This is a genomic window from Labrenzia sp. PHM005 (assembly GCF_006517275.1).
In the GTDB taxonomy this organism is placed as follows: domain Bacteria; phylum Pseudomonadota; class Alphaproteobacteria; order Rhizobiales; family Stappiaceae; genus Roseibium.
Genome location: NZ_CP041191.1, coordinates 4,038,606 through 4,052,645, shown reverse-complemented (window position 1 = coordinate 4,052,645; position 14,040 = coordinate 4,038,606). Strand labels below are relative to the sequence as shown.

The following is a 14,040-nucleotide window of genomic DNA, read 5'->3' as shown; positions in this document are numbered from 1 at the left end:
GGGATATAGCCCATTTGGTGTCCATTCAAAAGGTCGACCAGCCGTTACGGCAACTCGTCGATTTGCCCTTAGTACAATTTCATATGTTTCTTAAATATTACGTTCTCGTCGATATCGACTTCTGTGGAGTTCCTGACCGGCATAATGCGGAGATGTTAAATCGATTTAATCAGGAGCGCTGTTCTGGTCGCGTTGATGTTGCAGGTTCCGGAAAAGAAGGCTATTGAACACGCAAAATTCCGTCATTGGCCGCAACGCACTTCCTGCAGGCGGTTTCGTTGGCAGTTTTCTTGAAAAGGACCGTTTATGACCGAGGCAAACCGCACCGTAAAAGTGGGGGACGTTTCCTTCAGCAACACTGCGCCGTTCAGCCTGATCGCCGGCCCTTGCCAGCTCGAAAGCCGCGATCACGCGATGGAATGCGCGGCAGCAGTTAAGGAAATCGCAGGCGGTCTTGGCATTCCGGTCGTTTACAAGAGCTCCTTTGACAAAGCGAACCGCACGTCCTTGTCAGCCACCCGCGGCATTGGCTTAAACGAAGCCCTGCCGATATTCGCCGAAATTAAAGAGACATTTGGGCTGCCGGTCCTGACAGACATTCACAATGCCGAGCAATGTGCTCCGGTTGCCGAGGTCGTCGATGTATTGCAGATCCCGGCCTTCTTGTGCCGTCAGACGGATCTGCTTGTTGCTGCGGCTGAAACCGGTGCAGTGGTGAATGTCAAAAAAGGTCAGTTTCTGGCGCCCTGGGACATGAAAAATGTTCTGCGCAAAGTGACGGACTCGGGCAATCCGAACGTGCTTCTGACCGAACGCGGGGCAAGTTTTGGTTACAATACGCTGGTCAGCGATATGCGTTCCTTGCCGATTATGGCGGAAACCGGTGCGCCAGTTGTGTTTGATGCGACGCACTCTGTCCAGCAGCCAGGCGGACTCGGTGGATCATCTGGCGGCGACCGAGCGATGGTTGCGGTCCTTGCCCGGGCGGCGGTGGCCGTGGGCGTCGGCGGTGTCTTCATCGAAACCCATCCGGATCCGGAAAATACAACATCATCTGATGGCCCGAACATGATTGCCCTTCGAAATCTCGGTGCTTTGCTGAGCGAACTGAAGGCAATTGATGCCGTCGTTAAAAAATCTGCAGGCGCATCTGCCTGATCGTTTGGGCCGCTGAATGCGGCCCGTTTTACTTGGAAATCCGGGTTTCCTTCAGGCCGCTGATTTCCAGCCATATCCGCAGCAGACGCGAAAAGGATTGTCTGCCTGCGCAATTGAGGAGTTTTTCATGACCGCCATTATCGACATCACCGGCCGTCAGATTTTCGACAGCCGCGGCAATCCGACTGTTGAAGTTGATGTTTTCCTTGAAGATGGCTCTTTTGGCCGGGCCGCCGTCCCGTCCGGTGCATCCACAGGTGCTCACGAAGCCGTTGAACTGCGCGACGGTGGCGACCGCTACATGGGTAAAGGTGTCCAAAATGCTGTTGATGCGGTCAATGGTGAGATTTTTGAAACCATCGGGGGCTTGGAAGCAGAAGACCAGCTGCAGATTGACCAAGCGATGATCGATCTTGACGGCACGGATAACAAGGCCCGCCTCGGCGCAAACGCTATTCTCGGCGTTTCTCTGGCGGTTTCCCGTGCTGCTGCGCAAGCCTCGGGCTTGCCGCTCTACCGGTATGTTGGTGGTACGTCCGCGCGGACCTTGCCGGTTCCGATGATGAACATCATCAACGGCGGCGAGCATGCCGACAACCCGATCGATTTCCAGGAATTCATGATCATGCCGGTGGGCGCGGAAAGCCTCAGCGAAGCTGTGCGCATGGGCTCCGAAGTCTTCCATACGCTTAAAAAGGCTTTGTCTGCTGCTGGTTACAACACCAACGTTGGCGATGAAGGCGGATTTGCTCCGAACCTTGCTTCGACCGATGACGCCATCGGCTTTGTTATGAAGGCGATCGAAAGCGCAGGTTACAAGCCGGGCGAAGACATGTTCCTGGCGCTGGATGCAGCGTCCACCGAATTCTTCAAGGATGGCAAGTACGTTCTGGAAGGCGAGGGCAAAACCCTGAGCCCGGACGAAATGGCCAAATACCTGGAAGATCTGGTCAACCGGTATCCGATCATTTCCATTGAAGATGGTCTTGCGGAAGATGACTGGGCCGGTTGGAAAGCTGCCACAGACCTCTTCGGCACCAAATGCCAGCTGGTTGGCGATGATTTGTTCGTGACGAATTCCACGCGCTTGCGCAAGGGTATCGACATGGGTGTCGCCAACTCGATCCTGGTCAAAGTCAACCAGATCGGCACGTTGTCCGAGACCCTTGATGCCGTTGAGACCGCCCACAAGGCGTCTTACACCGCCGTCATGTCGCACCGCTCGGGTGAAACGGAAGATGCGACCATTGCCGATCTGGCAGTTGCCACCAACTGCGGCCAGATCAAAACCGGTTCTCTGGCTCGCTCTGACAGATTGGCAAAATACAACCAGCTGATCCGCATTGAGGAAGAGCTCGGCCCGCAAGCCATCTACGCTGGCCGGTCCATTCTGAAGGGCTAATCCACCGTCTTTTAGGATTGAATGAATGCCTCCCAGTCACCTGGGAGGTATTTTCTTTTGTTAACCAATAACGTTGCCGGTGTTGATAATATTGAAATAACGGAAGAAAGAAGGTTAATGTATTAACCATGAAAACAATGCAAATATTTACAATATATTTAATGTAGATCTATAAAAAGGCAGCGTTCAACTTTAGGTGATAGGCTGCGTCATGAATGCATTTTCTCAAAACAACGATATTATTGCCGATTGGCAGGACAAACACAGCATGTTGTTTGACCGGCACAATGTCAAACTGAAGCATCGGCTGGCCGAGACTGGACTGTTTTCCGAAGAGGCGCTTGGAAAACTGATCGATAAGCTGCCACTGCAGCATTACACCTTGAACACCATGGGGCATGACAAGAACGTTAAGGAATGGCGCCACGGTGAAATCGGCAACTTAAGCGGTCAGGAAGTTATCGACTGTATCCGCAACGGACGTCTCTGGATCAATGTTTTCCGGATCATGGACATTGACCCGCAATACGAAAAGGTTCTGAACCAGATCTTTTCTGAGTTTGAATCCCGTGTTCCGGGTTTGAAAACCTTTATGCGCAACATGACGCTTCTGGTGTCGTCGCCAAAGATCCAAGTCTACTATCATGCAGATATTCAAGGGCAGAGCCTCTGGCAGCTGCACGGCAAAAAGCGGGTGTATGTCTACCCGATCAGTGAAGCATTCCTGACCGAGGAGTCGATCGAGAAAATCCTCATGCAGGAAACCGAAGAGGAAGTGCCGTTCAAACCTTGGTTCGACGATTATGCTGAAGTGCATGATCTAGAGGCGGGTGAGATGATGCATTGGCCGCTCTATGGGCCGCATCGGGTCGAAAACCACGATTGCCTGAACATTTCTGTAACCACAGAACACTGGACGCGGGACATTCGCCACGAATTCGCAGTGCGCTACGGCAATGGTGTTCTAAGGCGGACTTTGGGCCTCAAGGGCCTGTCGACCGAACCCAAGGGATGGCAAGTCTATCCGAAGGCAGCTGCGGCGTTGGCGTGGAAACGGTTGAAACTCGAGAAGAAGCGCAAGGTTCAGCGGATGATTGATTTCCGCCTCGATCCATCCACAGAGCTCGGTTATGTCGATATCGAACCCTACGCCAAGTAACCAGTTACGGTATTTTGTTGTTTGAAATTTGAGACCCGGATTTGCACAAAGTGACTGCAAATCCGGGTTTTTCTTCAAGTAACCGGTTCTGCGTCTGGATTGGCTCGGGTTTCTTCTGCGTGCTGAAGCGCGGCAGCAATTGTCTCGGCTTTTTCTGCGCCTGCCAAAACGAACCGGCCATCTATTATGAAACATGGGACGCCAGTGACGCCCGTTTCCTGAGCTTTGGCAATTTGCGCTTGGATCTTATCGAGATCCGTCACCGTTTCATAAAGCTGTTCAACGAGATCAGATTCCATTCCGGCGTGATCAGATATCCGGACAAGCAGATCAGTTTGGGTCAGATCTTCGCCGTCAATGAAATAGGCCTTGAACAATCGCTCAACCACATCATTTTGCACGTCATCAACGCGCGACCACAGGATCAGCCGGTGGCAATCAAGTGTGTTTGGTGACAGTTTGATTTTATCGAAGGCAAAAGGAATGCCTTCTTCGCGGCCTGCGGCCTCAATCTGTGCATAGACCTGTTTGGCCCGTTCCAGACCACCAAACTTATCACTCAGATACTGCTGCCGATCTTTCCCGGTCTTCGGGAGTGTCGCATCCAGCTGAAACGGGTGCCAGCGCACGTCAACAGTCAGGTCGGGGACTTGTTTGATCGCAGCTTCGAGCCGCCGTTTGCCAATATAACACCAGGGGCACATGACATCTGATACGACATCGACGGTGATTGCGGGAGATGTGCTCATACGCGGGAACCTGGTTGTTGGAATTTGGATGACTGACCCTGATATGGAGCCAAACGGTACACCAGCAAGTGGGCGGGCACACCGATCATGGGTTGATGACCGTATGCGCGAGGATTGAATGGATCCGTTTTTGGAGCCTTAAAGTGCCAGCTTCGTTTTTGAGGACAGCGACGGGTCCGACGCCCTTCACCAGGCACACAAGATCTTCATCACGGCTGGTGGCATCCGCCACAGACAATAGCGTACCATTGAGTTCGGCTGTATCTTCCGGTGTTGGAGCCGGAAGATTGAAATTCTCCGGCGTCAAATGCATTTCCCAAAGGTCTAATCCGCGGGCCGCCATGGCGTTGGCTGTTGTTTCCAAATAGGCCTCATAACGCTGCTGATCGAGGCCGCCGATTGTAATTTGCTGGCGCAACCACATGTGGCTTTCCGAAAGCACTCGGTCGGCAAGGCGCCGGCGTTTACCCAGGCGAATGGCAGAGGCAAGACGCCTATTCAGTGTTTCTGGACGATTGCGCCCTAACAGCACATCGGATGCGCCATTGCGGAATAGGGCAACAACGTCTTCCTGATATTCGCAGACCGCAAGCACCGGCAAACTCGCGAATCGTGCATCTCTGCGGATTTGTTGCATGTAGTCGATGGTGTCTTCAACACTGCTGTCGATGACGACTGCATCAAACGCCCGTTGCGCCATGAACTCAGTGGCCATGTTGCCGTCAAACGCGCCGACGACTTCAACATTATGGTCACTGGCCGCTTGCCATTCCAAAAATCGTCCGCTGACGCCAACGACCATCAGCCCGCTTCCGCCCGAATAATGAGGTGCTGCGCCAAAGCCGGGCACCCGGCCAAAGACCCGGCGCCGGATCCGAGCCTCTTCCGATCGCATCAGGGCCCTTTGATGGATACAGATCAGCATCACAAGAATGTCGTCTGGTACAGACCGTTCCAAGATCGCGATCGGGCGTAGACCTTCGACCGGCGCATCCTGACTTCCCGTGAGGATATAAAGGGGAACATCGCATGGTAATCTGCGAACATGATCTGTAAGCCACTCAAAAAAGCCAGGCCGGTTTTGCGGATGAATCTGTTGGATGTCGATTATGATTGCGGCAGGTAACTGGTCAGGCGGAGAAATTGAGCGTTCGAACAAACCCAAGAGGGCAATGTCCTGGTCCCTCGCAATATCATTGGAGTTCTGCCGGATGGGGCACCGTCCGACATACCAATAAGGTCCGCGCCAAGAGAGCGAGGTTTCCACGTCCATCCCAATTCCCATCATTGGCCCGTCTTAGCCGGGCTCTTGAAATTCTTTTCAGGCCACGGCGGCTGGCAGGCGTTGTGTCCGCATCGTCAGGCGGTCCCTACAGACAGTTCCATCCGGATTACGCGGCAGTGATTGCAATATCAACACCCTATGCGGGATTTTGGCAAGGTCGACACCTTCTGCGTCAAGATATGCGAAAAACGCTCCGGCGTCAGGCACATGTCCAGCTTCAGGAACCAGCGCTGCGTACATGCGTGCACCCAAGACCGGGTCTTCAACCACGAAGGCTGCTGCTTCGTTGATTCCCGGATAACTAGAGTATATCACGTCTATTGTTTCAAGGTTCCCGGTTGCGAGCGCATAGAAACCCGGAACACCGAAACCTTCGACACCGTCTTCTGTAGTTTGGACTTTGATGTTGGTGTTCAAATAACCGGTACCCTCCCAGCGCACACGGCGTTGTTCTCCATTGACAGTCCGCCAGCCAATATCAGGAACCATCGGTCCCTTCACGAGCAGTGTCGGCAATTGATCTTCGACCGCTTCGGAGACCGAGATTTCTAGAAGGGCTGGCCCGCTTTCACACCCGTCTGGCCCGCTATGCTTTCCCAGCGGAATTGCCTTTGCTTTGGCCGATGGTCCGCGGGCACTGGCCGTTAGTGCAAATTCGTCTGCAATGTGGAGATCTACCAATCGCCGCCGGGGAATAAATGTGGCCGGACGGGGTGATGAGATATTCCAGGCCGCAAGGATTGTAGTGTCCTCACCGGCCAGTTTCCGGTCGAGCGTCTGGGCAAGTGGTCCAGGTGATATAACGACATCGGCCTTCACCGCTTTTGCGTGCTCGGCCAGATTGACCAGGGACGTTGGGTGATGAAGGTGCAGTGTTGCCCCGGTCATTAGCCAAGGCACCAGACCACCACCCAGACCAGTCAAACCGCTTAAGGAGTAGGGCACCAGAATATTGCCGCCATCCTTGATGTGCGCTTCTTTGACCACAAGGTTGCCACAGGAGGTCCAATGGTTGTGGCACCGGCTGATCGGCATATTCTCTTCGCCGCTTCGGCTCCAGCAGATAGTCGCTGTGTGATCCGCCGGATCCGGACGCGGACCAGATGGCTCGAACTGCAGATCATCGCCCATTTCAGCGAGCATCGGCCCGAGTTCAATCAGACCATCCGGTACATCCTTGCCAAGACCAAAGACAAACCGCAAAGAAAAGAGTTCTGCTGCAACATCGCGCGCGGCTGTGCCGACGTCCCGGGTTTCGATCCGGTCGGCGGCGATCAAACCCTTGGCACCGATGGAGTTTAATGCATCCACTACGTTTTTCTGCCGCCAGTGCAAGGGAAGTGGCGAGACTATCAGGTCGGCGCGGAACGCAGCTAGAATGGCAATGACAGTATCGACTGTATTCGGTGATTGCACACCGATGACGTGGTCTGTTGCCAAGCCGACGGCATTGTAAAAAGCAGCCAGCCGATCGATTTCGCGATCTGCTTGGGCATAGGTGAGTTTGCGCGGTGCGCCGCCGGTCCAGGTTGCCCTGTCGGGTGCGTCCACGAGCGCGATCCGGTCTGGATGCATTTCAGCGGTTTGCCGGAAGATTTCATCAAGCGGCACATCGGACCAGGCTCCGCTTTCATGATGTTCTTGTACCAGGCTTTCAGGCGTTACTTTCATGGCTCAAGTCGTCCGTAGGTCCGATCAGTTGATTGAGGTTGACCACCAGGTGTCCAACTCATCCCCGTAAAGGGAGTGATGGTCTGGAGGTGAGATACGTTTCCAATGCGCGGCCCAGTAATCGGGCAGATGATATAAGGGAACAGAATAGGCGCCGGATATCAGAATCCGGTCAAACGCACGCACCGCATCGATAAAGTCTTCCCGGCTGCGAGCCGCGACGATTTCGTCGATCAAGGCGTCGATGACAGGTTCCTTGGCGCCAACAAAATTGAAAGAGCCTTCCGCATCGGCCGCCTGAGACGACCAGCGGCCATATTGTTCTGCCCCTGGCGACAGCGAGGCAGTCCAAGTGTTGAAGACCATATCGAAGTCGCGCCGGGTGCGGCGGTCTTCAAATTGAGACGGGTCTACGCTGCGCACGCTCGCGTCAATTCCAAGAAGCCCAAGCGTGCGGATATAGGCCAGTGCCAGTTTTTCCTCGTCTTCATTTTTTGAGAGGATTTCAAAGCTGAGCTGTTCTCCGCTTTCAGTGTGGATCAATTTGCGATCCTTCAGCGCAAAACCTGCATTGGAAAACTCTTTAAGAGCAGCCCTTAGAACCTTTCGGTCCCGGCCTGACCCATCTGCATCCGCGGGCCGCCAAGTCCCATCCATGACGTCTGGATCAACGGCGTCCGGGAAGGGGGCAAGCAATTCTTGTTCCCGCACGCTTGCCGGGCGGCCAATCGAGGAAAGTTCTGAATTGTCCCAATATCCTGCAGTTCTCTTGTAGAGGCCGTAATAAAGATTGCGGTTGACCCACTCAAAATCGAACAGCATGCGCAAGGCCTTGCGTGTCTTTCGATCTGAAAATTGTTCCCGCCTTGTATTAAAGGCAATGCCCTGGGTTGGGGCGGGGATGCCACGCGGGATTTCCAGTTTGATAACGTCGCCATTTTCGGCCGCAGGGAAATCGAAGCCGGTTGCCCAGCGCACTGGATCGCCAAACTTCAGAACATCAATGAGGCCTTTTTTGAACGACTCCTGCAGGGTCGTTTCATCACGGTAGTATTCGACACGGATCTCATCGAAATTGTCGAACCCGGCCTTTACAGGCAGATCCTTGGCCCAATAGTCCGGGTTCTTCTCATATACGACCAAACGTCCCGGTTCGATTGTTTTGAACGTATACGGGCCAGAGGCAATAGGTGGCGTCAAAGTCGACTTGTCGAAATTTTCCGCATCGGTGTGTTTTTTGGAAAAGACCGGAGCCAGGGCAATCAGCAGCGGCAATTCGCGGTTGTCGCCGTTTTCGAAAACAAGTTTCAGCCGGTTTGGCGCGGTGACAATCTTTTCTTTGATTTGAGCGTACCAATTCCGATAGGGCGGGCGGCCCTTTTCTTCAATGATCTCCAAGGAAAAGATCACATCGTCTACCGTCACCGGAGAACCATCTGAAAACCGGGCCTGCGGATTAAGCTCAAACTCGATCCACTCCCGGCTGTCGGGCATCCGAACTTTTTGCGCAAGCAGGCCATAAAGTGAAAAAGGTTCTGCATATGAGCGGACCAAGAGGCTTTCGAAGATATTGTTGCCAAATTGGCGTTCCCGCATCCCACGTGCCGAGGTCCAACCGCCCTGAATGATAAAGGAATTAAGGCTGTTAAATGTGCCTTGAACGCCAAGGGTCAGTGTTCCGCCTTCGGGTGCGTCAGGATTGGCGTACGGAAAAGGTTCATCCGGTCCAAGAGCTGGGGTACCATGCATGGATATCCCATGAGACCACGGAACAGTTTCATCGTCGGCATAAGCATTATTTGTCAGACCGGAGGCGGCACACAAAAATGCACCGAGTCCAGCCGCAACGACAGATGCGAAAGCAGCCCTGGCCAAACCAGAAAACAGTGTGTTTTTGCGCCGATCAGACATTTCGGTCACGGCAAACCGGTTGATTCTCATTTTGAAAGCCTATCACAAGGATACTTGGTGGGCGCCCCGCGCAAGTGGGAAACTCAGAGATATTCAGATTTGTTTCGCAGTTAAGGGTGTGCGTTGCATATCGGTCACCCTCTTGCCCTAATTGGGTGTCTTACCAATAAAAACAGACAGGTTTGTTCTGCCGGGCCTTGCGGTTATTTCCGGAATGTCACAGAACAGCGCAAAGATTTGCTCACCCACGATTGAGGACGTTTCGATGATGAGTGTTTTGAAAAGAGGATTGATCGCAGGCGCGGCCGGTGCGCTCGTGACCCTGTCTTCTTTCGCTGGTGCTCCCGCAATCGCCCAGGAAGAAAAGAGCCCTTGGACGAAAGCGTGTAACACCAATCCGCAAACTAAAAAGGAAATCTGCTTTATTTCCATCGAGTTGCGGACCAACACCGGCCAATTTCTCAGCAACATAGCTATTCAGGAAGTTGAGGGCGAAGCCCGTAAGAAGCTCCTTGTTGCTGTCCCGACAGGTGTTTTGATCCAGCCGGGTCTGCGTATTCAGATTGATGACAGCAAACCGGTTCAAGGAAAATACAGCATCTGCGCACCGAATGCTTGTTATGCTGAGCTGGCAATTGACAGCAACTTCATCAACGCGATGAAGCAAGGCGGTGAAATGCGGGTGACCCCGTTCAATCAGCAGGCCAAGGAAATCGTCTTTAAGATGACCTTGATTGGCTTCACCAAGGTTTACGATGGTGAACCAATGAACCTTGCCGAGTTGCAGAAGCGCCAGGAAGAACTACAGAGCGAACTGCAGAAACGCGCTGATGAAGCCCGCCAGAAACTGATCGACGCTCAAAAAGCCAATCAGTAAGATCGGCTGAAATCGAAAAATATGAAGGCCGGAGCGGAAACGTTCCGGCCTTTTTGCCATTCTGGGCGCCGCCAAAATGAAAAAGACCGGGCAATTGAGCCCGGTCTCTGATTGTAGGAAAAGCTGCCGGTATCTGCTCAGTGCATTTCGACAGTACGCGGCAGGTACGACCCGTCTGACTGTTCTTCGAAGATTTCCTCGACTTGCGGGTGCCGCACGGGCTCGCCGGTCATGTCTGGAACAAGGTTCTGTTCACTGACATAGGCGACATATTCGGTTTCTTCGTTTTCGGCGAGTAAATGGTAAAAAGGCTGATCGCGCTTTGGACGCACATCCTCTGGAATGGCATCCCACCATTCTTCGGTATTGTTGAACGTCGGGTCGACATCAAAGATTACCCCACGGAAGGGGTAAATCCGGTGTTTGACCACCTGCCCGATTTTAAATTTAGCCGTACGCATGGTTACTCATTCACCAACTGCTTGCACGCGCCGGATTACAGTTACATCCACCAACATGCAAGCGTTCTAGTGCACAACTTTATGCCAGCAAACTTGCCGAAGTCTAAAGACCGTAGATTTCCGCCAAATCAGCGTCTTTCGACGCCACAAGTTTAGCCAGGTCAACAATCACTTTAGCCTGTTTCCAAGTTGCATCATCCTGCATCTTGCCGTCAATCATCACGGCGCCAGTCCCATCCGGCATGGCATCGAGAATCTTCTTAGCAAAGGCGACTTCGCCAGGATCTGGTGAGAACACCCGTTTGGCAATATCGATCTGTGTCGGATGCAAGGACCAAGCGCCCAGACAGCCCATTAAGAAGGCGTTGCGGAATTGGCCCTCGCAGGCATCTGTATCTGAGAAGTCACCGAATGGGCCATAAAACGGTTTCAGACCATAGGACAGGCACGCATCCACCATCTTGGCGACGGTGTAATGCCACAGGTCCTGTTGATAGGCGGCCCGCGCTGCACCTTCAGATGCATCCGCTAGAACTGCATAGTCCGGATGACCTCCGCCGACGCGGGTTGTTTTCATGCCACGGGACGCGGCAAGATCCGCCGGGCCAAGGCTCATGCCGTGCATACGCGGGCTTGCCGCTGCGATCGCCTCGACGTTTTTAACGCCTTCCGCTGTTTCCAGAATGGCGTGGATCATGATCGGCTTGGAAATCCCAGCCTTGGCTTCCAATTGAGCCAACAGTTGATCGAGGTAATGAATGTCCCAAGGACCTTCCACCTTTGGCAGCATGATCACATCCAGTTTTTCACCGACCGCTGGAACAATTTCCATCAGATCATCCAAAAACCAGGGGCTGTTTAGACAATTGACCCGGGTCCACAAACCTGTTTGGCCAAAATCGTTGTCCTGGGCCATTTGAATGAAGCCGCGGCGCGCGTCGGTCTTGGCATCAGCCGGAATTGCGTCTTCCAAATTACCAAGGACAACATCGACCTTTTTGATCAAATCTGGAACCTTTGCCCGCATTTTCTCAATGTGCGGCGGCACAAAGTGGATCATGCGCTCCAATGTCACCGGCAATTCACGGAAAGGCTCTGGCGCACCAATGGCGAGTGGCTTGTAAAATGCGCTCGGGGTCTTCGTCAAAATGCTGTCCTCCTCATTCGTCGGACTAAGCATATATCCTTAATGTTGCGGTGCAACCATACTCCGAAAGGCGAAACTTACTGATCCTTAGACCGCGTCTTGCGCAGGGGCAGCATTTCCGGCGGAAGCCCATTTTTTGTGGATCCACATCCATTGTTCGGGATGTTCGCGGATCCAGCCTTCAAAAATTTGGTGGATCTGGGCTGTGGCTACTTCAATGTCAGCTTGGCGGTCGTCCGTGACCGGAACTTCGATCGCACGGCCCTCAATACGGAAGTTCACACCATTGGTGCGGATGACCCGGCCGAGAACGATGGGAACTTTGCAAGACCGCGCCATAGAGGCGGGAATTGGGTTGGCATAGGCCATTTGCCCGAAAAACGGCACTTGAATGCCACGGGTTTCGCGCAAGTCTCCCATAATGGCAACTATACCGCCGGCTTTCAGAGTGGAAAGAAGTTTGCGGGCAGTTTGGTGGCCTTTCGACAACAATCCGCCCTTATAAAGATCCTCCCGAAGGGATCGCAGAGCTTTGTCGGCTTCGGGATTCTTAAGCGCCTGATAGACACCAGTGATTTCTATTCCACTGCGGACGGCCGGTTGAACGCACATTTCCCAATTGCCGCTGTGGAAGGAGACAAAGAGACAGCCTTGTTCACCGCGTAACACCCTTTGTGTCGTCTCGTCGGCGTCGGTAACAAAACGGCCGTCTTCGGCCAGTAGCCGGTCGATGTGAAAGGTTTCAGCAGCCACACGCCCGAGATTGTCCCACATTCCAAGGACAATTTTCTCGCGCTCTTCAAGTGGCATATCCGGATAGGCGTTCTTTAAATGGGTAAGGGCGCGTTTATGCCGGGCATTCAAAGGTGCGAACAGGCGCCAGCAGCGTCCCATCAGCCAAGAAGCAAAATCCACCGGAAACAACCGGAACAGGCCGATTGCCATTGAGAGCAGCAGGCTTTCGAGGTGGTTTTTGAAAGTCATCAGATAGGAACGGATCCAGGGAGTGCCAGTTGCGGCGGTTTTTCCGCCAGTTTCTTAGCGCGCAGTTTACTGAAAGAAGACGAATAGGCGCCTTGTGATTGTTTATGGCCTTGCGGTTCGCCTCAAGACCTGATTGGTATGCTGTCCGGCACGCCGTCCTGCATGCTCGGGTGCTTATCGAAGCCCGGCAGAATATGCAAGCTCCGGGCAGCCCTTGCGACCGTTGTACCCGCCGACCCACTGTTATCAGATCGACCATGCAGAATGTCATTTCACTGTCATTGCCGTTTTTCGGACTGATTTTTCTGGGTTTTGCCGCCGGAAAAATTAAAAAAATTCCGGAATCTGGCCTCAGCTGGATGAATTTCTTCGTTGTCTATATGGCGCTTCCCGCCTTGTTCTTCCGGCTCTTGTCCGGAACGCCGTTCGAAGAGCTGGCCAATCTGTCCTACATCGCTGCAACGACCTTTACTACTTACATTGTGTTTGCGGTTTCCTTTTGCATCGGTGTGGTCGCGACCCGGGGAAGCATTGCCGAATCGACGATCCTCGGGATTGCCGGCGCCTATTCCAACGTTGGTTATATGGGGCCAGGCCTGACTTTGGCGGTGCTTGGCGAAGAGGCGACCGTTCCAACTGCCCTGATCTTGTCATTCGACAACGCATTGATGTTTATTCTGGCGCCAATGATGATGGCTGTCGCCGGGGCGGAAAATGAAACACTGGTCGGGACCGTCAAAAACATACTTTGGCGGATTTTCACTCATCCGTTCATCCTGGCAACGATTGCCGGTGTTTTGGCGGCTGCCTTCGAACTGCAGCAGCCCACGGCTTTTGCAACCTTGCTGAAGTACCTCAGCAATGCCGCCGCACCATGCGCGCTGTTTGCCATGGGCGTTAGCATCGCTCTCCGTCCGATTGGGCGCATTCCGGTGGAACTGCCGATTGTGCTGGGCGTGAAATTGATTGCGCACCCTCTTTTGATCTTCTTGTTGTTGACCTGGATCGGCGGAATTGATCCGGTGTGGATTGCAACAGCGGTTCTGATGGCTTGCTTGCCTCCGGCTACCAATGTTTTTGTGCTGGCCCAGCACTATGGAACTTATGTGCAGCGGGCCTCGAGTTTCGTATTGATTGGAACGGTCGTATCAATTGTTACGGTGACAGGTTTCATTTGGGCGATTACCACCGGGGTTCTGCCGACAGGATTTTCAGAGATTATCAGCGGGGGCTGAC

At 53.4% G+C, this 14,040-nt stretch carries 12 protein-coding genes; 5 read left to right on the top strand and 7 right to left on the bottom strand.

The annotated features are described in order from the left end of the window. The first annotated feature begins 306 nt into the window (after positions 1–306). From kdsA to FJ695_RS18315, 3 genes are all read left to right on the top strand, one after another. The gene (gene kdsA, locus FJ695_RS18325; RefSeq protein WP_141186786.1) at positions 307–1,158 is read left to right on the top strand and encodes a 3-deoxy-8-phosphooctulonate synthase; all 852 of its coding nucleotides are present in this window, start codon (positions 307–309) and stop codon (positions 1,156–1,158) included. Between the two features lie 127 nt (positions 1,159–1,285). Next, positions 1,286–2,560 (top strand): phosphopyruvate hydratase, encoded by a 1,275-nt coding sequence (gene eno / locus FJ695_RS18320; protein ID WP_141186785.1) that lies wholly within the window; start codon positions 1,286–1,288, stop codon positions 2,558–2,560. 211 nt (positions 2,561–2,771) lie between these two features. Beyond that, on the top strand, positions 2,772–3,719 hold the full coding sequence (locus FJ695_RS18315; RefSeq protein WP_209010713.1) for a hypothetical protein: 948 nt from the start codon (positions 2,772–2,774) through the stop codon (positions 3,717–3,719). A gap of 74 nt (positions 3,720–3,793) precedes the next feature. Here the strand turns inward: FJ695_RS18315 and FJ695_RS18310 are convergent, their stop codons facing one another. The 4 genes from FJ695_RS18310 to FJ695_RS18295 form a co-directional block, all read right to left on the bottom strand. Further along, a complete protein-coding gene (locus FJ695_RS18310; RefSeq protein ID WP_141186783.1) occupies positions 3,794–4,468 on the bottom strand; it encodes a DsbA family oxidoreductase in 675 nt (224 codons plus the stop codon). A gap of 85 nt (positions 4,469–4,553) precedes the next feature. After that, positions 4,554–5,756 carry a response regulator transcription factor gene (locus FJ695_RS18305; protein WP_209010712.1) on the bottom strand — a complete coding sequence of 401 codons (1,203 nt, stop codon included), beginning with the start codon at positions 5,754–5,756 and terminating at the stop codon, positions 4,554–4,556. 33 nt (positions 5,757–5,789) lie between these two features. Beyond that, positions 5,790–7,424 carry a class I adenylate-forming enzyme family protein gene (locus tag FJ695_RS18300; protein ID WP_141186782.1) on the bottom strand — a complete coding sequence of 545 codons (1,635 nt, stop codon included), beginning with the start codon at positions 7,422–7,424 and terminating at the stop codon, positions 5,790–5,792. A gap of 24 nt (positions 7,425–7,448) precedes the next feature. Further along, complete coding sequence (locus FJ695_RS18295) at positions 7,449–9,335, bottom strand: extracellular solute-binding protein (protein ID WP_141188802.1); 1,887 nt, start codon at positions 9,333–9,335, stop codon at positions 7,449–7,451. Between the two features lie 265 nt (positions 9,336–9,600). On the opposite strand from FJ695_RS18295, the gene FJ695_RS18290 reads away from it, so the two are divergent. Continuing rightward, positions 9,601–10,212 carry an invasion associated locus B family protein gene (locus tag FJ695_RS18290; RefSeq protein WP_209010711.1) on the top strand — a complete coding sequence of 204 codons (612 nt, stop codon included), beginning with the start codon at positions 9,601–9,603 and terminating at the stop codon, positions 10,210–10,212. A gap of 137 nt (positions 10,213–10,349) precedes the next feature. Here the strand turns inward: FJ695_RS18290 and hspQ are convergent, their stop codons facing one another. The 3 genes from hspQ to FJ695_RS18275 form a co-directional block, all read right to left on the bottom strand. After that, positions 10,350–10,673, bottom strand: a complete 324-nt coding sequence (hspQ, locus tag FJ695_RS18285; protein ID WP_141186781.1) for a heat shock protein HspQ — start codon at positions 10,671–10,673, stop codon at positions 10,350–10,352. Positions 10,674–10,776: 103 nt separating this feature from the next. Then, positions 10,777–11,853 carry a CoA ester lyase gene (locus tag FJ695_RS18280; RefSeq protein WP_141186780.1) on the bottom strand — a complete coding sequence of 359 codons (1,077 nt, stop codon included), beginning with the start codon at positions 11,851–11,853 and terminating at the stop codon, positions 10,777–10,779. A gap of 54 nt (positions 11,854–11,907) precedes the next feature. Continuing rightward, positions 11,908–12,804: a lysophospholipid acyltransferase family protein gene (locus FJ695_RS18275; RefSeq protein ID WP_141186779.1), complete on the bottom strand. Its 897-nt coding sequence runs from the start codon at positions 12,802–12,804 to the stop codon at positions 11,908–11,910. A 257-nt stretch (positions 12,805–13,061) separates the two neighbouring features. On the opposite strand from FJ695_RS18275, the gene FJ695_RS18270 reads away from it, so the two are divergent. Then, entirely contained in the window at positions 13,062–14,039 is a 978-nt protein-coding gene (locus FJ695_RS18270; RefSeq protein ID WP_141186778.1) for an AEC family transporter, read from the top strand. Position 14,040: the final 1 nt, after the last annotated feature.

What these genes read in the sequence shown, in the direction of transcription:
- kdsA (WP_141186786.1), top strand. Translation starts at nt 307, where the DNA reads ATGACCGAGGCAAACCGCACCGTAAAAGTGGGGGACGTTTCCTTCAGC.
- eno (WP_141186785.1), top strand. Translation starts at nt 1,286, where the DNA reads ATGACCGCCATTATCGACATCACCGGCCGTCAGATTTTCGACAGCCGC.
- FJ695_RS18315 (WP_209010713.1), top strand. Translation starts at nt 2,772, where the DNA reads ATGAATGCATTTTCTCAAAACAACGATATTATTGCCGATTGGCAGGAC.
- FJ695_RS18310 (WP_141186783.1), bottom strand. Translation starts at nt 4,468, where the DNA reads ATGAGCACATCTCCCGCAATCACCGTCGATGTCGTATCAGATGTCATG.
- FJ695_RS18305 (WP_209010712.1), bottom strand. Translation starts at nt 5,756, where the DNA reads ATGATGGGAATTGGGATGGACGTGGAAACCTCGCTCTCTTGGCGCGGA.
- FJ695_RS18300 (WP_141186782.1), bottom strand. Translation starts at nt 7,424, where the DNA reads ATGAAAGTAACGCCTGAAAGCCTGGTACAAGAACATCATGAAAGCGGA.
- FJ695_RS18295 (WP_141188802.1), bottom strand. Translation starts at nt 9,335, where the DNA reads ATGTCTGATCGGCGCAAAAACACACTGTTTTCTGGTTTGGCCAGGGCT.
- FJ695_RS18290 (WP_209010711.1), top strand. Translation starts at nt 9,601, where the DNA reads ATGATGAGTGTTTTGAAAAGAGGATTGATCGCAGGCGCGGCCGGTGCG.
- hspQ (WP_141186781.1), bottom strand. Translation starts at nt 10,673, where the DNA reads ATGCGTACGGCTAAATTTAAAATCGGGCAGGTGGTCAAACACCGGATT.
- FJ695_RS18280 (WP_141186780.1), bottom strand. Translation starts at nt 11,853, where the DNA reads ATGCTTAGTCCGACGAATGAGGAGGACAGCATTTTGACGAAGACCCCG.
- FJ695_RS18275 (WP_141186779.1), bottom strand. Translation starts at nt 12,804, where the DNA reads ATGACTTTCAAAAACCACCTCGAAAGCCTGCTGCTCTCAATGGCAATC.
- FJ695_RS18270 (WP_141186778.1), top strand. Translation starts at nt 13,062, where the DNA reads ATGCAGAATGTCATTTCACTGTCATTGCCGTTTTTCGGACTGATTTTT.